The sequence below is a fragment of the Sanguibacteroides justesenii genome (assembly GCF_003204205.1).
In the GTDB taxonomy this organism is placed as follows: domain Bacteria; phylum Bacteroidota; class Bacteroidia; order Bacteroidales; family Marinifilaceae; genus Gabonibacter; species Gabonibacter massiliensis.
This window is the reverse complement of the sequence record NZ_QJPL01000002.1, coordinates 248536-268487: the sequence shown is the minus strand read 5'-3', so window position 1 is coordinate 268487 and position 19952 is coordinate 248536. Positions and strand designations below refer to the sequence as shown.

Below are 19952 nucleotides of genomic sequence, written 5' to 3'. Positions count from 1 at the left end.
AATTCATATATATGAACAGCATTACAAAATTTGCAGTCAAATACCCGGTAAGCGTACTCATGCTTACCTTAGCGGTGTGTCTGCTCGGAACAATATCCTATAATAAATTGGGAACGGACTTGTTTCCGGATTTAAAAAATCCGTCCCTATACGTTGAGATAAAATGCGGTCAGCGTCCGCCGGAAGAAGTTGAAAAACTATTCGCTTCCAAAGCCGAATCCCAGATCGCCCGCTCGGAAGGAGTTAGCAGCGTGTACAGTGTTTCCAAAGTCGGAAACGCCAAAATCACCGTCGAATACGCCTGGGACCAAGACATGGATGCCGCCTTCCTGGATCTGCAACGGAACCTGTCTCAGATGTCTCAAGAAGACGGTGTCGATGAGTTGAATGTTACGCGCTACGATGCCAACGCTACTCCCATATTGACCATCGCTTTGACGCATAATGAAATCAATGACATGAACGAGCTCCGTAAGATAGCGGAGAACTATATGCGCAACGAATTAGTGAGAGTGGAAGGCATTGCCGATATCCAGCTCAACGGACAGGAAACGGCCATCGTAGAGATCAATACCGACAGCTATATGTTGGATGCTTTCAATCTGGATGCCAATACTATCGCCAGTAAAATCGAAGGTTTAAACACCAATGTTTCGGGCGGGACCATCGAAGAGGGAGATATTACCTATACCGTAAAAGGGGTTAACCTCATCAAAACCGTCGAGGATATTGAAAATATCATCGTTGCTTTCAAAGAAACAACATCTTCCGGCAATAGCGGAGAAAGCTCTGGGGCAACAAGCAGCTCTTCCAGTAAAGCCAAAGCCCCGATCTTCCTGAAAGACGTGGCCACCGTTACGATCCGGAACCAGGAGCCGGAAAATATAGTCCGGTATAACGGGGAACGTTGCCTCGGTATCAGTATTTTCAAAGAGAATAAATACAATACCGTCAATGCCGTCGATAATCTTTTAACCAAATTACAGGAATTTCAAAAAAGCATGCCGGCTTATAATTTCCATATCATCAGCAATCAAGGAGATTTTATCGGAAGTTCCATTAACGAAGTGAAAGACTCCGCTCTTTTGGGAATTTTATTGGCGGTTATAATTTTGTATGTCTTCTTAAGACGTATAAACATGACCTTAATCGTAAGTGTCTCTATTCCTATCTCCATTATCGCCACATTCAACCTGATGTACTTTAACGGATTATCCATCAATATCATGACATTGGGGGGGCTTGCCTTGGGAGCCGGAATGCTGGTAGACAATGCCATCGTGGTCATGGAAAATATTTTCCGGAACTTAGATGAAAACAAACTCTCTCCGGCGCAGGCCGCCGTCACGGGAACCTCCGAAGTTGCCGGAGCCATCACGGCCTCTACTTTGACAACAATCGTGGTATTTCTACCTATCGTCTATTTACAGGGAGCCGCGGGAGAACTTTTTAAAGAACAGGCTTGGACCGTTAGCTTTTCGCTTCTCTCCTCGCTATTCGTTTCCATCCTATTTATTCCCATGCTGGCTTCCCGATTCGTGAAAAAAAATCAGGACGTAAAAAGCCGTGCTATCTCCATCAAAGGATTCGGTAATTTCGTGGGACGAGTATTAAAAAGAAAATACGCAATCATTTTAGTTGCCTTTATCCTTATGGTTGTCTCTTACCTTATGTTACCCTTTATCGGGATGGAATTTATGCCGAAAGCCGATTCCAAGGAATTTGCCATCACCCTTTCCATGGAACCCGGATTGCGCCTTAGAAGTACGGATGCAGCAGCAGGAGGAATCGAAGAAACGATAAAAGCCTTGGGAGGAGATGACATCGAATGGATTTACTCCATCATAGGCCCATCGAATATCAACGATCCCAACGGAGAAAAATTAGAGGGAGAACATCAAGCCCAAATAAAGGTAAAGTTAAAAAAAGAGTCTAAATTGAATGCCGACTACTTTATTTCCAACATCAGTGAAACTTATCCGCTCCAGAATGGCATGGAAATCTCCTATCAACAGGGAGAATCAACGTTACAAAGTATCCTGGGTACGGAGGGTGCACCCTTAGTTGTAGAGGTAAAGGGCGAAGAGCTGGAAACCATTGACGAACTGTGTAAGGAAATCAAACAAAAAATAACGGGTATTGCCGGTTTATACGATATCAAAACCTCCATGGAAAACGGAGCTCCTGAGGTCAATATACAAATAGACCGCATAAAAAGCGGTATATACGGGATCAATATCAGTGATGTCACCGGTCAGATAAAAAACAAACTACAAGGAAAAGAGGCCGGGACTTTCGATAACAAAGGAGAAAGCATCGACATCAATATTAAGGTTCCTGAAGTCTCCTTAGCCGAATTAGGAAGTATCGAAATCAGCCAAAGCGATAAAAAATACCGCTTGGACGAGATTGCCGATATTTCGATCGTGACGGCTCCCAAGGAGATCACCCGGAATAACCAGAGCCGGATCGGAAGAGTAACGGCCATGTTGGAAAAAGGATACACGTTAGGCCACATCGCCCCACAAGTAAAAAAACAAATAGCGGAGGTAGAGTTCCCTGCAAAATACACGGCAAAGATTACCGGAGAGGAGGAGATGCGTCAGGAATCATTCGGAGGATTGGGATTTGCCCTGTTCCTCTCCATTCTTCTGGTCTATATGGTGATGGCTGCCCAATTCGAATCGTTACGACATCCGTTCACCATCCTGCTTACCATTCCTTTAGCGGGAGTAGGATGTATTTGGGCTTTCCTGCTCACAGGAGATACTCTCAATATGATGGCTTTTATCGGTATCATCATGTTAGCGGGTATAGCCGTAAACAGTTCCATCATTTTAGTGGATGCCATCAACCGCCTGAAGGCCGAAGGCCACCCGCTGGAAGAGGCGATCATGATGGCGGCTCAATTCAGAATACGCCCAATCATTATGACCAGTGCCACTACTATTTTGGCCTTACTGCCCATGTGTTTCGGTTTCGGGGAGGGAGCTTCCCTGCGTTCCCCGATGGCTCTCGCGGTAATCGGTGGATTGGCGACCTCCACCGTCATGACACTGATTGTCATCCCGTGCGTGTATTATATTATTGATAAGAAAAAGAAAGTGGAATGAACACGATCATAAAAAGAAGGGTTCTTATATCGATGTTATTCATCGGATTAGTTCTCATGGGCGTATTTTCCTACAAATACATTCCCATGGAATTATATCCCAATGCCGATCTTCCGGTATTGTACGTGAGTATCAACGCCCAAAATGAACTCGATTTGGATTACGTTGAAAAATATGCGGTTATTCCGGTGGAAGGAGCTATCCGCTCCCAGCAAGGGATTGAAAAAATCGAATCGCAATACTACTCGAGAGGTGCCGATATTAAGGTTTCTTTAAACCAAGATGTGGACCTAAAATATGCTTTCCTGCAAATGGAGCAAAAAATAAAATCCACCCAGTCCTCCGTTCCGGAAATCTTCAAACTATCCGTCAGTAAAGGTTACTCGGGGTCTTCCAACGACCAATTTATGCACTTACTGATTCTCGGGGAAGGCGATATCGATTATGTACGCAATATCACGGACGAGGATATCGTCCCCTACCTGAACAGCGTGGAGGGAATGGCCTCCGTAAAAGCAAGGGGAGGACGGCAAAAAACCATCGAGATTATCGTCGATCCGGATAAATGCAAGGCTTTAAATATTACCAAATCCACCATCAGTAACCTGATTTCAAATAATCAAACAGGAAAAAACTTTATCGGTCTTACCTACGACGGAAACAAACGCTATTTTGCCAATATAACGGCAGAATACCTTAACACGGAAGACCTCGGCAACATCGTTGTGGCCAAAGGACCGATTTTATTGAAAGACATCGCGGAGATCCGATTCGGGGTAAAAGAAGAGGAAACTTATTCCAGAACCAAAGGAAAAGAGGTGGTCTCTTGTGTTCTTTCCAAATCCCCGACAGTTAATGTTATCGAACTCTCCAAAAGAACTCGTGCGGAAATCGACCGCCTGAACGAGGAACTTAAATCCAAGGGAATTTCCATTGAGATCGACTCCGATACGGCCGAAATCATGAATAAAAATATCAATTCCATCATTGATTTGGCGATTAGCGGAGCATTTCTGGCAATCATCGTACTATTCCTGTTTTTACGGAAAATAAAAATCGTCAGCATCGTGGCCTTTGCCATCCCGATCTCCGTATTCTCCTCTTTCTATTTCTTCTACCTTTCGGGTATCACGATCAACACCCTGACGCTTACAGGACTTGCTCTTGCTGTCGGGATGTTATTGGACAATTCCATCGTGGTCATGGAAAACATCTATCGACTAAAAGCTACAGGTATGCCCACGGAAGAAGCTTGCGTACGAGGGACTACCGAGGTATGGAAAGCCATTCTGGCAGCCACGGTAACCACCGTTACCGTTTTTCTTCCCTTCCTGTTCACCAATGACTACATCATAAAAATGATCGGAGAGCATATCGGAATCTCCATTATTACGACTTTGATCATCTCCTTAGTCGTGGCGCTATTGCTTATTCCGATGGCAATCAACTACCTTTTAAGAAAAGAGACCGGCAATGTCAATTTCAGTAACATTTCCATACACAACCGTTTGGTTCAAATGTATATAGCTATTTTAAAAATGGCATTACGAAAACCCACGGAGGTTATTTTATTCTCCCTCGTCATTCTCTTCGTTACGGTAGTCCTCTCCCTCACGCTATCTCTGAATACCCTGAAAGAGATACAAAATGACAGTTTCCAGGTAGAGATCACCACCCCTTCCGGTTCGACGTTAGAAAAAACGGATGAACTGATCCGGCGTTTCGAAGAGGAATTGCCCGGCATTCCGGAAATAAAAACCTTCTCTTCCACCGTAGAGAAGGAAAAAGCCAACCTAATTATCAAGTTAGAAGACCAATTCGAAAAGATAAACGGTAAAAATCTCCAGAAACTCAAAGCCGATATCTTAGAGTTAGCTAAAAAAGTAAATATTACGGATATCAGTTTGGATGCCAGCGAGAGCCGCGATAATTTCAGTGGCGGTAGCAGTCTGCTCGGGAATAGCGACCTGCTCAGGTATATGGGAAGAGGAAGTCAATCCGAAAAAATTGTCATCAAAGGGGAGGATTTCGAAAAAATGACCAGCTATGCCAATCTGATCGACTATCAATTGAAAGAATTGGAGGATGTAATAGCCTACTCCAACATAAATGTCTTACCCGGAGATCCAGAGGCACGTATCTATTTCGATCCCTACCTGATGGAAGTAAATGAAGTCACTCCCTCCGAAGTAAGCCAAGAGCTCACCGGCCTACAACCGGAAAGTCCGGTATCGAATGCAAAATTCAAAACAAAAGATCAGGAATACGACATCACGATCCGGGATATCAACTACGACAAAGAAAAAGAGGAAAAACAACAATACCCCTCTTTGGAAGATCTGCGTAACTTAGATGTCACCACCAGCAAAAAAGCCCTGATACAATTGAATAACTTTAGCCGGATCCGGTTAGAACAGGGGCAGGGAAGAGTCAAACGAGTCAACCAGGAAAAGCAATTGGAGATAAACTACATGTTTAAATCCGATATCAACGAATCCAAGGATTTGCTGGAAGCCTCCCGTTTACAGATCGACGAATTGGTACAAGGAACAGACGTTCCGAGCGGCGTTTTCGTAGAGATCGTACACGAAGAAAAACAACCGGAAGACTATACCTTCCTGATCATTGCGGCTTTCGTCCTTATCTATATGATCCTTGCCGCCGTTTTCGAATCTCTCACCGCTCCCATCGTGTTGATGTTCACCATCCCGTTGGCAGCGATCGGTTCGTTGCTGTTTTTACTGTTTACCAATAATTCCGTGGCGAACAATGCCCAGGTATATGTCGGCTTTATCATCCTGATAGGTATCGTAGTGAATAACAGTATTATTCTGATCGATTACACGACCATGTTGCGGAAAAACGGTTTCCGCAAGCAACGGGCAATCATTACGGCAGGACTTTCCCGCCTGCGTCCGATACTGATCACCGCTATAACGACTATCGTCGCCATGATTCCGTTAGCTATGGGAAAAGACGAATCCGCTTCCGGATTGGGAGCTCCTTTTGCCATTACCGTTATCGGGGGATTGACCATGAGTACCCTATTGACTCTTGTGATCATCCCTACCCTTTATTCCGGATTGGAAGATGCTTTGAAGAGACTACGCACGCAAAGTCTCTTTATGAAAGTCCTGCAACTGTCGCTATTTGTTATCTGCGTCGTTTGTACCTTCATTTTCTCGTCGGAAATATTGAATCGTATTTTCTACCTGATTATCGCAGTCGTGTTGGTTCCGGGAATTACTTGGTTCCTCGAGAATAGTCTGCGCAGAGCAAAAAGCAATATTATTCCCCCGCACGAGGAGTTAGTGATTACGATCCGTAACTTAGTGAAGATATACGGACGGCCTTCGCGCTTCACCAGGGAATGGACCTCCGGACTAAAAGTCAAGGAACGTTTAGGATTAAAAACCTACTACTACTCTTGGAAAGATCTCCAAGCTTTAGTTTGGCTCGTTCCTATTACAGTCTTCCTGTTCTATTTTACTTTTATCTATCAGGTACTATTTTTCTGGGCTATCGTTTTCGCCCTATGTTCTTGGTTCATGACCCTGAATACTATAAAAATCTTCTATGAATTGAGTATCAACAGGGAATGGCATCTTGCAAAAAAGATACTGGAATATACGGTCATGGTCATCTACTATATCGGCCCGTTAATCATTCTGAACTGGGGAAGCAGCAAATTCAACAATAGCGGAGGAGCCGTTTTTATCGGGCTTTTCTGGTATTTGGCGATTGGAGCCCGCTTCCTTTCCAATAAAATCAATAACGAAAATATCAATATCGATCTGATTGACGGACGTTTCCGGATGCTGCGTAAAACCATCTTCCGGATGGCAGCTCAAACCCCGATTATCGGAGCAAAAAAGAAGCCTTTCAAAGCATTAAGCTCCGTCTCTCTTGAGATTCGTACCGGAATGTTCGGATTATTGGGACCGAACGGGGCCGGAAAAACCACGCTTATGCGTATCATCTGCGGTATTTTCGAGCAAAGTTACGGCAAGATTTTCATCAACGGTATCGACACTCAAAAGAAACGGGAAGAGTTACAGGGACTGATCGGTTATTTACCGCAGGAATTCGGAACATACGAAAACCTGACCGCCTGGGAATTCTTAGAGTATCAATCCCTTTTGAAGGGTATTTACGACAAACGAACCCGTTTCAATCGTATCAGCGAGGTCCTATCGGCCGTCCACATGTATGAAAACAAGGACAAAAAGATCGGAGGATTTTCGGGAGGAATGAAACAGCGTATCGGTATTGCCCAAACGCTTCTGAATTTACCGCGCATCCTCGTTGTTGACGAACCCACCGCGGGATTAGACCCCAGAGAGAGAATTCGTTTCCGTAACTTGCTGGTAGAGCTTTCCCGTAACCGGATCGTGATCTTCTCGACTCACATCATCGAGGATATCGCCAGTTCCTGTAACCAGGTAGGTGTTATCAACAAAGGAATACTGAAATACTTAGGAACCCCGAACGATATGGCAAATATCGCAAAAGACGTAACCTGGAGTTTCGAACTCCCGGCCCGCGACTTCACGAAGTTGCCGTCCGACTTGTTGATCGTACACCACATCAGGCAGGGAGACGTCATCCGGGTACGTTGCTTGAGCGAAGAAAAACCGGCAGAAAACGCGGAAAGAATACTTCCGGCATTGGAAGACTCTTACCTGTGGTTACTACGAACGGTTAAGATTCAAAACAAAGAAGAGATTATTACTTAACACGGGACCATACTTCGTCTTCAACTTCGGTTGAAGACGAAGTCATAGCCCTCTTAAAAGGAGGAATATACAATGAGCGTTATCAATTCAAAACCACACATCCTGATACAGATTTGGACAACGATTCAAAAACTGGTCCAATACAATATTAAAATTATTTTTGGAAATAAGTTTCTCTATTTCATGTTAGCCGCTCTGGTTTTTTTCATCATCATTGTTACCGTAAAACTTTTCGGAGATGACGAAATTACCCAAGCGACTGCCTATTCCATGCTGATGATGCCTTGTATTCTGCTCGTTTTCTATCCCATGTGTTTCGGGATTCAAAATGACCAGGATGCCAAAATCGTAGAGATCATATTCGGTATTCCGAATTACAGTTATAAGGTCTGGCTGTTCCGTCTGCTTATCGCTTATGTCATCTGCCTACTGATCACCCTTCTGTTATCCACTCTCACCTGGTGGGTAATCGTGGATGTTCCCGTATTCAAATTGACATTTCAAACGATGGTTCCCGCTCTTTTTATCGGAACTCTCTCCTTTATGCTGAGTACCGTGATTAAAAACGGAAACGGGACTTCCGTGGTAATTATTATCATCGGTCTCATTCTTAACTTAGTGGACGGACAGCTGGGAAACAGTCAATGGAACATATTTATCAATCCGTTCAATGTCCCGTTAGATAAAAATCCGGAGATCTTTTTCAACACGGTAGCCCACAATCGGGTTATCATGCTGGTAGCCTCTACCCTTTTTATCATCTTCGGCCTAAATAACACCCGCAACCGGGAAAAATTCATATAGAAACATCCGACAACGGATGCTATCTACCATCAAAAACAGGAGTTCGATGTAATCTCGAACTCCTGTTTTTTTAATCTACGGCCATCTCCTAATTGTAAATTGGACGCTGCATTTTGTAATTTACAATTTAAAATCTACAACCTACAATTAAACACCCTGCATTATCCCGCTATTCGCAACCCATTCGCAACCATTCCAGCATCGATCACTCTTTATATTTTGTATGTTTACATGTTAATTTTAGAACCATGAGAACGATGTACTTTTGTGTGATGTTGTGTATATTTTTTTCTTCCTGCGGACAAAAGAACGAAAAATTGGAAAACGCTTTAAAACTGGCTAAGGAAAACCAGAAGGAGCTGGAAAAAGTGCTTGCACACTATGCCCAACATCCGGCAGACGCCCTCAAGCTGAAAGCCGCCGAATTTCTAATCGAAAATATGCCGGGCCATTACACCATACAAGGAACGTTAATCAACGAGTACCGGGAAAAGATTTACGCGGACACAACAGCCTCCTATTTTGCCAAAAAAGCCTTGGATATCTCTTTAAGCAAAATCGACTGGCTACGAGATGCATCCCGAAAAGAGGAAGACATCGAACACATTAAAGCAGATTTTCTGATTCGGCACATCGATCTTTCGTTCGAACGGCTGAATCAATACCCTTGGCTCGAAGATTATCCCTTCGACCTATTTTTGGAATACCTTCTGCCCTACCGCTTTGAAAACGAACGATTGGATTTATGGATTGACTCTCTACATGTTTCCCGGAAAACCATTGAAATCCATTCCCTAAGAAACGGTTATCAATACATAAAAGAGTTTGCGGAGTCTGAAAAAACTTTCGATCTTTCTTTTATACGACAATTATTCGGTAGACAGATATATGTAGATTGTTCACATGCGTCCATAAAATATAATTTTAAACTCAGGGCATTAGGATTCCCATCCACAATCGAGTATATTGTTCATTTCGCAAATCGTAACGGTTATCACAACTGGTGTAAGCCAATCTCTGCCGAATACAAAGAATACGAAGACATTGGTATTTCGGGAAAAAAAACGGCAAAAGTCTATCAGAAAACCTATTCTCGTAATAAAACCCTTATTCCTCACGAAGGCGAATACCTACCAGAAATGTTCCGGGATCCTTTTCTCAAAGATATCAGCAGTCAATACTTACACACGGAGAATATTCGTGTACATGTAAATAATTCGTCACATACAATGCCTCACTACGCCTTCTTATGCGTGTTTAATAATTTGGAATGGCAACCGACAGCAATAGGCAAAGTAAAACGAAAAAAAGCTGAATTTAAAGACATCGGCAAAGATATTGCCTACCTTCCGGTCTGTTTCGACAAGCAAAATAGGACAATCATCAATTATCCGTTTATACTAAATCTGAAAGGAGAAGTAGAATACCTTATCCCAGATACATCTACACGTCAAGTCATTCGTATAAAACGAAAATATCCTCTCAACGAAAATTTACTCTCCTATGCCCGAGAACTCGAACGTATCACTTTTGAAGGAAGCAATGACCCTGAACTCCAAGAATCAGATACACTCCTGACAAATTTAGAAACATCCGAGATCACTTATTTGTTCGGAGAAATTAAAACCCGCAAATTATACCGGCACTACCGAATCACATCACCCATTTCGACAAATATCGGTGAGATCATATTGATCAGTTCCAGCGGAGAACGATTAAAAGGAACCACAGATTCAATTTTTAATAAAGGTTTCGATCACAATCCTCTGACAAATACACGAGTAAAAAAAGACGAAGCAGTTAACATCCGTTTTGATTCTCCCGTCGAAATAGCTAAAATAATATGCCTCCCCCGAAGCGACGGGAACGGAATCTACCCTGAAAACGAATACGAACTTTTCTACCACGATCTGAACGGCTGGCAATCCTTAGGTCGGAAAACAGCCACGGATTATTATCTCGAGTACGACAACATTCCCAAAGACGCACTTCTCTGGCTCCGTAACCGTACGACCGGCATCGAAGAACGAATCTTTACCTACCAAGACCAGAAAATTAAGTTTTGGTAATACAATTATATCAAGGCATTTACAGAACGTTCAAACAATCGAGAAGTAATAAAGAAATAAACACGGACATCCTATGACTCAACATTATTCATTTCCTGTCATTTGTTTGTTACTCCTACTTTTTATTGCTTTTTTAATCCCAGATTTATTTATCAATAGGCATATAACCTTTGGGATATGGGGGATAAATATTATAGCAATTTTATTAGCTTGTTGGAAATTTTCCGATAGAGGAAGAATAATAATATCAAAAAGTGTTTTAACTGCAGGAAGTTTTGTTTTCTATTGGACCATTTGGCAATTTTGTTCAGAAGGATCATCACCTTCTGAACGAATTATGTTTTTGTCTCTATTGTTGTTATATATTGCCTATTCACAACATTCATTCTATCGGAAAGATTTATATCAATTATACAGTATTGTTTCCTTTTCCGGAGTTTGTATGTCATGTTGGGGAATATTACAATATTTGAATTTGGTAGAGATTTATCATTTAAAATACCCAGTTACAGGTAATTTTGACAATCCGGCAGGCATTGCCATATTTTTAGGAGCGATATTGCCTTTTTCTATGTTTTTTATATCCAGCAATGAAAAACGTATTAAATTATGGGGTATTTTTTCTTCCTGTATACTGACAGGTACTATTCTACTGTCAGGTTCAAGAACAGGAGTATTAATTATTCTACCCGCGTATTTGCTCGCATTCTGTCAAAACAAAAATAGGCTACGATTTCAAAAATTTATACGCAGATTTTGGTGGCTTCTTCTCGTAGCCTGTATCTTTTTGTTCATTGGTTTATATTTCTGGAAAATAGATTCTGCAAACGGACGAATTTTAATTTGGACCTGTTCATGGAATATGTTCCTGGATCATTGGATTATTGGAACCGGAGAAGGAGGTTTTACGGCAAACTACATGAGTTATCAAGCCGAATACTTCCGACAAAATCCAGATAGCATTTTCAGCATATTAGCAGATAACGTGCAAGCTCCTTTTAATGAATTCTTAGCCTTTGCCGTGCAATACGGTACAGTGGGACTCTGTTTCTTCGGATTATTTATCGCCAGAATTATACAGGTCTACGGTCAATGCAACCAAAAAGCAATTTTACATCCCGTAGGTACAAGTTTACTTGCCATTGCCATAGCAAGTTGTTTTTCATATCCTCTGAAATATCCACTCATCTGCCTGATTCTAATGTTGAATTTAGCCATTTTATCCACGAAAGACAAGTGTATTTTTCAATCAATAACAGGATGGAAATTAAATGTATTTCGTTTTATCGGTTATAGTATTTGTATTCTATTTCTCACTTGGACATTCAATTGGATACATGCAGAAAGAAAATGGTTTGTGATAACGTATTCCCGATCTTCCGATAGATGGAAAAAATACCATGATTTACACGAATGGTTGGGAAAAGACGGTATGTTCCTCTATAATCATGCAGCAGCATTGCATCGAGATAAGCAATATAAGGAGAGTCTTATCGTACTTACTTTATGTACACGCTATTTTAATGATTTTGATGTTCAACTCCTGTTAGCCGACAATTACTATCATTTGGGAAACTTATATGCGGCAGAATGTTGTTATCTGACAGCAGCAAGGATGTGCCCAAACCGATTTTTACCTTTATACCATTTAGTCAACTTATACGAATTGAAAGGAGATAGAAAAATGGTTGAAAAAACGGTTTTAGATATAAAAAATAAAAAAGTAAAAGTACCGTCGATTATTATTGACGATATAAAAGATAAAATGAAACAAAAATATAACGAATTGTTATTGGAAAAGGATGATTTTTAGACCTGCTGATAAAGATCTGCTGCTACCTTTCATTTAATGTTTAATTAAAATATTCTCCAGATAGATAAAACCGAGTAGAAAGAAATGATAATTTTTTCTACTCGATATCATTTTATTCCATTTATATATTGGAAACCAATAACAGTTTTTCCATAAATCCAACTATTACCACTTTAGTCTCCGAATCACGGAATCACTTTATTTTTTAATAAAATATCTTTCACAGTAGTTTTAACCAATAAGGATTTCCCCATAAAGCCAAAAAAATTACGAGTATACCGCAAGACAAAAGGAAAATCTTCTGCTGTTTCTTTTCCATCCTGCAATAGATTAATCCCCCAATGATGCCGATCCAGCGAAGAAGAAGTTGCGGAGGAGAAGCTGTTAGATAACCGTAACGTATATAAAGATAAATATCATCAGGCAGCTCCAGAATACAACTTCCAATTAGCAAAAAAAGAACCGTGTAAAAAGGTTTCGTCTGCCCCTTATACTTTCGTAACATGTATATCGTTAACAGGAAAAAAAGAATAGCACCCACGAACAGACAGACCTGATGTCCTAAATAGGGACAAGTCGGTAAATACAACCCCCTTAAAGGGAAAATTAGAGTCTCCAATAAGGCGGCACTAATAAAAATCCATATATATTTCTTCATAACCTTAATCCAATAACACTTTTGTTTTCTTACCCAAAAATTACCATCAAAATCACATAATCTCCGAATCACGGAATTACTTTATTTTTTAATAAAAATATCTTTCACAGTAGTTTTAACCAATAAGGATTTCCCCATAAAGCCAAAAAAATTACGAGTATGCCGCAAGACAAAAGAAGTATTTTCCGCTGTTTCTTTTCCATCCTGCAATAGATTAATCCCCCAATGATGCCGATCCAGCGAAGAAGAAGTTGCGGAGGAGAAGCTGTTAGATAACCGTAACGTATATAAAGATAAATATCGTTAGGCAGCTCCAGAATACAACTTCCGATAAGCAAAAGAATAATTACATAAGAAGGCTTTATCCTATTCTTATACTTATGTAACATATACACTGTTAATAGAAAAAATAGAATAGCTCCCATAAACAGACAGACCTGATGTCCTAAATAGGGATAAGTCGGTAAATACAACCCCCTTAAAGGGAAAATTAGAGTCTCCAATAAGGCGGCACTAATAAAAATCCATATATATTTCTTCATAACCTTAAGCTATTAACACTTTTGTTTTCTAATCCAAAAATTATCATCTAAATCACATAATCTCCGAATGACTAAATCACTTTATCCTTCAACCGCAAATTTCCTTTATAGTTGAAACCAATAAACATTTCCCCATAAAGCCAAAAAAATTACGAGTATACCGCAAGACAAAAGGAAAATCTTCTGTTGTTTCTTTTCCACCCGACAATAGATTAATCCCCAAATTATGGCAACCCAACGAAGAAGAAGCTGAGGTGGAGAGGCTGTTATATCACCATAACGTTTATATAAATAAATACTATCAGGCAGTTCCAGAATACAACTTCCAATTAGCAAAAAAAGAACCGTGTAAAAAGGTTTCGTCTGCCCCTTGTACTTTCGTAACATGTATATCGTTAACAGGAAAAAAAGAATAGTGCCCACGAACATACATACCTGATGTCCTAAATAAGGGCAACTTGGAAATGCAAATATCCTTAAGGGAGAAACTATAATCTCTAATAATATTGCACTGGTAAAAATCCATATATATTTCTTCATAAATTTGTTAATTAAGCCCATAAATGGCGACAATTACCATCACATGCTTGTTGCATTAACCACCCACAATTCCTATAATTTAAGTTACATCCCGAATCCTCTCTACATCTTTGTTGAAATTCTCCGGTCAAATCACAAAAATCCTGTTTCGTCGAGCAACTACAATTCTTCCAACCGGAGCCGGAACCGGATTCAGATCGGGATTTAACTAAAGGGTGATTCGAATCGGAAGCAGATGCAATATCACCTGCTTTATTTAACATTTTGTTCCCTGTTGCGGCTATTGCGTATAGCATCTTTTTGTTCCAACCCAACTTTTCTTTCGCATCATCTTGCCAACGATACATAAACAGATCGAATGTATCATCCGCTTTTTGATTTTTATCCGGAGAAAACATCTGCGGATTCTTTTCCAAAAAGTCAACTAAAATAAGCAGATGCGCTCTTTCTTGTTCGCTCCAGTCTAACTCCAATACTTCCGCCAATTTTTCTTTCCAGAAAGTATGCTTTTGCTCGGAACTAAAAGCCACATAATATCCCCGTTGTAAATCTTGTTTTTCAATGTTAAGCCATTGAGTTCTATCCATAACTTGTACCTCCGAAATATTATTCCTGACTATTTTATCTATTTCAGGATCACAACTGCAAAGAAGCTCTTTCTGGCGTGCACATAGAAAGAAAGAGGCAAAAACAATTCCTAATAATAATAGACTTTTCATAATTCTGTTTTTATTGTTAGACATAAATTTATTTTACAAAACCTTTGATTTGAATTGATTCGATATCATTGCGAGCATTCGATTTAATATAAATTGTCTTGTATAAAGCTCCCCGCTGTCCGGTCGTATTGACAAATACTTTAATCGTGTCTCTTTCATTGGGATTAATCGGACGCTTAGGAATCTCGGCAGACAAACAATTACATGTTATATCCGCTTTATATATAATAAGAGGGACTTCTCCTGTATTCGTGAATTCATAATTAATAGCTATTTGAGGAAACTTTTCTTTCTTAATGGTTCCAAAATCATATTGTTTCTTAACAAATTTCAGATATGCTTTATTCCCTTGTTTCTTTGTTAATGTATCATATGCCTCAGGTAATACAAGATCTTTTTTCGGAAAATTACTTTTTGTGTCCGATGTTTTAGATCCATTACATCCTATAATTACTATCCAAAATATAAGAATCAATATAGCTCCACTTTTCATAGTTTTATATTTTTTATTTTTACAAAAATACACACTACGAATCACCTAAAATTAAAAAAAGGTTGCGAGAGGGTTGCGAATTTTATAACTTTGAAGCAAAATAAATGAAAAATGGATCAAAGAATGCGTTTCGTTTGGAATATTACAATTTTTGCGGGATCTATTCTTTTGTGCAACCAATTGATTCACGTGAATAATTTATACAGGCTGAGAAAAAATGCACACATATATCAACAAAATGAAATGATCAAAGGAGCTATCCACGAATTCAACATGAAGTCTACCAATCTGAAAAAATCGGGTTACTCGATCAGTTTCAACGCGAGAAATAACGAATTAAGATACATCATTAATAATCAGAAATTTAAACACCAACTATACCCGCAAGACGACATTAAACATGTCATGGAACAATGTACTTACGATATTCGGGATCCGGAACTTTGGACCTTAGAGCATTTTTACAGCTATTTACAGGAAAAACAGGATTCCGTAATGTTGAAAAAACTTTCCATGCGTTTCCTTGTTTCAGACAAGACCGGAAAAAATATCGATACTTACCCGAAAAAACAGGTCGATCTTCCCGCATCTTATGAATTTAAGGATACCCTCGGATTTATCTCCAAAGATATTTTGCTTGTCGCTTATGACTACCCGACCGCACTTTTCCTGCAATCGACCTCCGGACAGGTCATTCTTGTTATTTTCATGACCGCTTTACTTATCCTGTGTATCGTGAACCTTAATCGAACCGTTCGAAAGGAAAAAATAAACGGTAAACACCGGGAACTGTTTATCAACAATATAGTACACGACCTGAAACGTCCCGTCGTAAATCAAATCAAAATCTGCCACCTATTGCACGACACGATATCCCCGGAACAACATTCCTTTCTTAAACAAAGCGAAAAACAATTGAACGAGATGTTACACACCATCCATCAGATGTTACTTCAATCCACTGATGAACACGGGTTGCGACTAAAATTACGGGATTTCGATCTGGCGGAAATGTTGCAAGCCCTAACAGAAAAAAAACAATGGAACGTAAAAGAAGAAAAAGAATTTACGATTCTGGTCGATTTTTTACCGACCGATAACATCATCTCGGGAGACTATCATTTCTTAAGTGCCGTTTTCCAGAATCTCGTGGACAATGCTTTAAAGTATTCCGGAGACCGGGTAGCCATAAAAATCACGTGTGAAGAGATAGATGTCCAATTTATCCGAATCACGATTCAGGATAACGGCTTCGGAATTTCTTCCAAAAACCAAAAACAAGTATTCGAACGCTACAATCGCGGAGATCACCAAAACAATCACGAAATAAAGGGACATGGGCAAGGTTTACATTACGTTCGCACGGTAATTTCCGCTCACGGGGGAAAAATCGATCTGACGAGTACCGAAGGAGAAGGAACCTCGATCACCATTACATTACCCCGAAAAAATCGCCGGAAAAAAAATAACATCGCTAAAAATGGAAAATAAGATCAATATACTCTACGCTGAAGACGATCTACTGGGAGCAACACTGACTCGAGCAATTCTCGAAAAGCATAATTTTCGGGTCGAGATCGCTCCTGACGGCGAAGAAGCCTGGAAAGCTTACAAAAGAAAAAAGCCGGATATTCTCTTGCTCGATCTCGATATGCCGGGTATTAACGGACTTCAATTGACTCAACTCGTCCGGAAGCAAGATCTCCAAACTTTTATCATCGTTTACTCTTTGCACGGAGAGGCAGAAAAAGAAATAGCGATCCTGGATGCCGGAGCAGACGAATTCATCTGTAAAGAGCGTCCGCCGGAAATACTCGTGGCCTACCTGAAACGTATCAGCCAAAAAATCATGACAAACCTGAATACCCCTCATCTGTACCAACTTTCACCCCGTACAACTTACAATAGCAGCGCGCGAACACTTACAATCGATGGCGAAAGTACATCCTTAAAAACCATCGATGCCCGTTTCCTGCAATTATTGTGCGCAAAGAATCAGGAAGTGGCCTCACGTGAATACCTTATCGAGGGAGTATGGGGCCAAGCTAACCTCGGCAAAGCATCCGAGCTCAAAAAATACGCCAGCCGGGTCCGTAAACTATTAAAAGTCGACTCCTCCCTAAAAATCGAGTACCGGGAAAACGGATATATTCTCATCACGGAATTATGAATGCCCTTCGCTCATTGTAAATTGCAAACCAAGAGAATTCTGAGATTAGAGGTTTAGTGATTCAAATTTAATCACGGAATCATTGAATCACCCCATCGTTCAATTGCCAATCTTTTAATCGATTGATTCGTCATTGTATTTTTGTCCTCCGGAATGGAGTCAATTCTGCTTATTAAGCATTATCTTTGCCTTATGATTGATCAGGCTACCATACAAAAGATTTTTGATGCTGCAGACATATTGGAGGTTGTTTCCGACTTTGTAAGTTTAAAAAAGCGGGGGGTAAACTACCTTGGATTGTGTCCGTTTCATAACGAAAAGACGGGTTCGTTCACGGTATCCCCGGCCAAAGGCATATACAAATGTTTTGGTTGTGGAAAAGGGGGCAACGCGGTGAATTTTATCATGGAACACGAGCAGTTATCTTACGTGGAAGCATTGAAATATTTAGCCGCTAAATACCATATTCCCATCGAGGAAAAGGAGTTGACCGAAGAGCAAAAGAAGGAGAAGACGGAGAGGGAGAGTATGTTGGTGGTTACGGCCTATGCTCAGGAATATTTTAAGTACCAGTTACACCATACGGATGAAGGCCGCTCTGTCGGACTCGGCTATTTGAAGCAGCGGGGGATCAGTGACGAGATGATCGAAAAATTCGGGTTAGGTTATAATCCTGAAGATTGGGGTGCTTTTTCCAATACGGCAATCGGCAAAGGATACAAAAAAGAATTTCTGGTAAAGACAGGATTATCGATCGAAAATGAACGGGGTATATTCGACCGTTTTCGGGCAAGGGTGATGTTTCCGGTATTGGATTTAGCCGGAAAAGTGATTGCCTTTGGCGGGCGAACCATGTCGACCGATAAAAAAGTATCGAAATACCTGAATTCCCCCGAATCCGAAATTTATCACAAGAGTAAAACGTTGTACGGTATCTATTTTGCGAAAAAGAGCATCGTACAACAAGACCGTTGCATTTTGGTCGAAGGTTACACGGATGTTATCTCTTTTCACGCGAAAGGGATCGAAAACGTCGTGGCTTCTTCGGGTACATCATTGACGATAGAGCAGATTCGTTTGATCCGTCGATTGACACCTAATGTCACGATTATATATGACGGAGATGCTGCCGGAATTAAGGCCTCTTTACGAGGAATAGATTTGGTTTTGGAAGAGGGATTGAATGTACGGGTACTTTTGCTGCCGGACGGAGAAGACCCGGATTCGTTTGCCAGAAGTCACTCTTCGCGTGAGCTGACAGAGTATATCGCCCATAATGAAACCGATTTTATAAGTTTTAAAACCAAATTGTTGCTTGGAAGTGCCGGAGACGACCCGGTTGAAAAGGCGAGGTTAATCAGTGACATTGTACGTAGTATTTCAAAAATTCCTGATAATATTACCCGCTCCGTATACGTTCGGGAGACGGCACACCAGTTGGAGGTAGAAGAACGCATCTTGTACACGGAAATAGCCAAAATCCGGAAAAAAGGTGAGGAAGAGGCAGGTAAGAAAGGCGTGCAACAGGAACCGGATTTGAACGGGGGAGAGAAAATGATGAGGAGTGTCACTCCTTGTGATCTGGAAGAGACCGTACTAATTCGCTATCTTATTTTGTACGGAACAAACGATTTGTATGAAGAAAAGGTGAATGGGATTGAACGTATGGTTTCCGTGGGAGAGTTTATTATCCGGGAATTGGCCGAAGATGATTTGGAATTACTAAATCCGGTATTCAACACGATTCAAAATGAATACAAACGGGAATACCAATCAGGAACATTTATTCCAGCCCGTCATTTCATTGCCCATCCCGATCTAAAAGTAAGTACGATCGTTGCAACGATCTTAAGCGAACCTTACGAATTGAGCAAGATATGGAATAGAATGGAAAGTTTTATTCAGACCGAACAAATGAAGTTGATCGAGTTACTACCTAAGATTCTGGATAACTACAAAATGCGAAGAATAGAAATGCTTGCCCGCGAAGCCGACAATCGCATATTGGAACTACAAAACAGCGGAGATTTGTCGCAAGTGTTGGAATGGATTAAACGCAAAAATGCAATCAACACCATTCGTCGTAAACTAAACGATAAGCTGGGACGTACGGGAATACATTAAAGAATTCTGAGATTAGGTAATTGCCGATTCAGTGATTTAGTGATTCAAATTTAATCTCCTAATCACAGAATCCAAAAGCTTTTCTCTCTTTGCAAATTAACAGAAAATTAACTACACAGCATTCGTATAATTTCAATTATTATATACCTTTGCCCACGGAAACGTTTTAAA

Annotated in this window: 13 protein-coding genes; 8 read left to right on the top strand and 5 right to left on the bottom strand. The window is 40.5% G+C overall.

The window, feature by feature from the left end:
- The first annotated feature begins 11 nt into the window (after positions 1-11).
- The 5 genes from DMB45_RS04120 (at position 12) to DMB45_RS04100 (ending at position 12535) form a co-directional block, all read left to right on the top strand.
- Positions 12-3113 carry an efflux RND transporter permease subunit gene (locus DMB45_RS04120; RefSeq protein ID WP_110688475.1) on the top strand — a complete coding sequence of 1034 codons (3102 nt, stop codon included), beginning with the start codon at positions 12-14 and terminating at the stop codon, positions 3111-3113.
- Complete coding sequence (locus tag DMB45_RS04115) at positions 3110-7849, top strand: efflux RND transporter permease subunit (protein WP_110688474.1); 4740 nt, start codon at positions 3110-3112, stop codon at positions 7847-7849. The genes DMB45_RS04120 and DMB45_RS04115 overlap by 4 nt, the downstream gene beginning before the upstream one ends.
- A 72-nt stretch (positions 7850-7921) precedes the next feature.
- Positions 7922-8653, top strand: a complete 732-nt coding sequence (locus DMB45_RS04110; RefSeq protein ID WP_041503290.1) for a hypothetical protein — start codon at positions 7922-7924, stop codon at positions 8651-8653.
- Between the two features lie 248 nt (positions 8654-8901).
- Positions 8902-10722 carry a hypothetical protein gene (locus DMB45_RS04105; RefSeq protein WP_146216415.1) on the top strand — a complete coding sequence of 607 codons (1821 nt, stop codon included), beginning with the start codon at positions 8902-8904 and terminating at the stop codon, positions 10720-10722.
- A gap of 73 nt (positions 10723-10795) precedes the next feature.
- Positions 10796-12535, top strand: coding sequence for an O-antigen ligase family protein (locus DMB45_RS04100; protein ID WP_082027539.1), 1740 nt, complete (start codon positions 10796-10798; stop codon positions 12533-12535).
- Between the two features lie 220 nt (positions 12536-12755).
- On the opposite strand, the gene DMB45_RS04095 is transcribed toward DMB45_RS04100, so the two are convergent.
- The 5 genes from DMB45_RS04095 to DMB45_RS04075 form a co-directional block, all read right to left on the bottom strand.
- Positions 12756-13193, bottom strand: coding sequence for a hypothetical protein (locus DMB45_RS04095; RefSeq protein WP_041505235.1), 438 nt, complete (start codon positions 13191-13193; stop codon positions 12756-12758).
- Positions 13194-13297: 104 nt separating this feature from the next.
- Entirely contained in the window at positions 13298-13735 is a 438-nt protein-coding gene (locus DMB45_RS04090; protein ID WP_041505236.1) for a hypothetical protein, read from the bottom strand.
- A 105-nt stretch (positions 13736-13840) separates the two neighbouring features.
- Positions 13841-14275 carry a hypothetical protein gene (locus DMB45_RS04085; RefSeq protein ID WP_146216414.1) on the bottom strand — a complete coding sequence of 145 codons (435 nt, stop codon included), beginning with the start codon at positions 14273-14275 and terminating at the stop codon, positions 13841-13843.
- Positions 14276-14286: 11 nt separating this feature from the next.
- Positions 14287-14994: a bacteriocin fulvocin C-related protein gene (locus DMB45_RS04080; protein WP_110688472.1), complete on the bottom strand. Its 708-nt coding sequence runs from the start codon at positions 14992-14994 to the stop codon at positions 14287-14289.
- A gap of 28 nt (positions 14995-15022) precedes the next feature.
- Positions 15023-15487 carry a DUF1573 domain-containing protein gene (locus DMB45_RS04075; RefSeq protein ID WP_052649401.1) on the bottom strand — a complete coding sequence of 155 codons (465 nt, stop codon included), beginning with the start codon at positions 15485-15487 and terminating at the stop codon, positions 15023-15025.
- Between the two features lie 111 nt (positions 15488-15598).
- Here DMB45_RS04075 and DMB45_RS04070 point away from each other — a divergent pair, with 111 nt between their 5' ends.
- The 3 genes from DMB45_RS04070 (at position 15599) to dnaG (ending at position 19781) form a co-directional block, all read left to right on the top strand.
- Positions 15599-16978 carry a sensor histidine kinase gene (locus DMB45_RS04070; RefSeq protein ID WP_110688471.1) on the top strand — a complete coding sequence of 460 codons (1380 nt, stop codon included), beginning with the start codon at positions 15599-15601 and terminating at the stop codon, positions 16976-16978.
- Positions 16968-17657, top strand: a complete 690-nt coding sequence (locus tag DMB45_RS04065) for a response regulator transcription factor (protein WP_041505240.1) — start codon at positions 16968-16970, stop codon at positions 17655-17657. Before DMB45_RS04070 ends, DMB45_RS04065 begins: the two co-directional genes overlap by 11 nt.
- 192 nt (positions 17658-17849) lie before the next feature.
- A complete protein-coding gene (gene dnaG, locus DMB45_RS04060; protein WP_041503283.1) occupies positions 17850-19781 on the top strand; it encodes a DNA primase in 1932 nt (643 codons plus the stop codon).
- Positions 19782-19952 lie beyond the last annotated feature (171 nt).

Coding starts and splice junctions, on each gene's coding strand:
- DMB45_RS04090 (WP_041505236.1), bottom strand. CDS start 13,735: ATGAAGAAATATATATGGATTTTTATTAGTGCCGCCTTATTGGAGACT.
- DMB45_RS04080 (WP_110688472.1), bottom strand. CDS start 14,994: ATGAAAAGTCTATTATTATTAGGAATTGTTTTTGCCTCTTTCTTTCTA.
- DMB45_RS04105 (WP_146216415.1), top strand. CDS start 8,902: ATGAGAACGATGTACTTTTGTGTGATGTTGTGTATATTTTTTTCTTCC.
- DMB45_RS04110 (WP_041503290.1), top strand. CDS start 7,922: ATGAGCGTTATCAATTCAAAACCACACATCCTGATACAGATTTGGACA.
- DMB45_RS04095 (WP_041505235.1), bottom strand. CDS start 13,193: ATGAAGAAATATATATGGATTTTTATTAGTGCCGCCTTATTGGAGACT.
- DMB45_RS04085 (WP_146216414.1), bottom strand. CDS start 14,275: ATGAAGAAATATATATGGATTTTTACCAGTGCAATATTATTAGAGATT.
- DMB45_RS04100 (WP_082027539.1), top strand. CDS start 10,796: ATGACTCAACATTATTCATTTCCTGTCATTTGTTTGTTACTCCTACTT.
- DMB45_RS04120 (WP_110688475.1), top strand. CDS start 12: ATGAACAGCATTACAAAATTTGCAGTCAAATACCCGGTAAGCGTACTC.
- dnaG (WP_041503283.1), top strand. CDS start 17,850: ATGATTGATCAGGCTACCATACAAAAGATTTTTGATGCTGCAGACATA.
- DMB45_RS04115 (WP_110688474.1), top strand. CDS start 3,110: ATGAACACGATCATAAAAAGAAGGGTTCTTATATCGATGTTATTCATC.
- DMB45_RS04070 (WP_110688471.1), top strand. CDS start 15,599: ATGGATCAAAGAATGCGTTTCGTTTGGAATATTACAATTTTTGCGGGA.
- DMB45_RS04075 (WP_052649401.1), bottom strand. CDS start 15,487: ATGAAAAGTGGAGCTATATTGATTCTTATATTTTGGATAGTAATTATA.
- DMB45_RS04065 (WP_041505240.1), top strand. CDS start 16,968: ATGGAAAATAAGATCAATATACTCTACGCTGAAGACGATCTACTGGGA.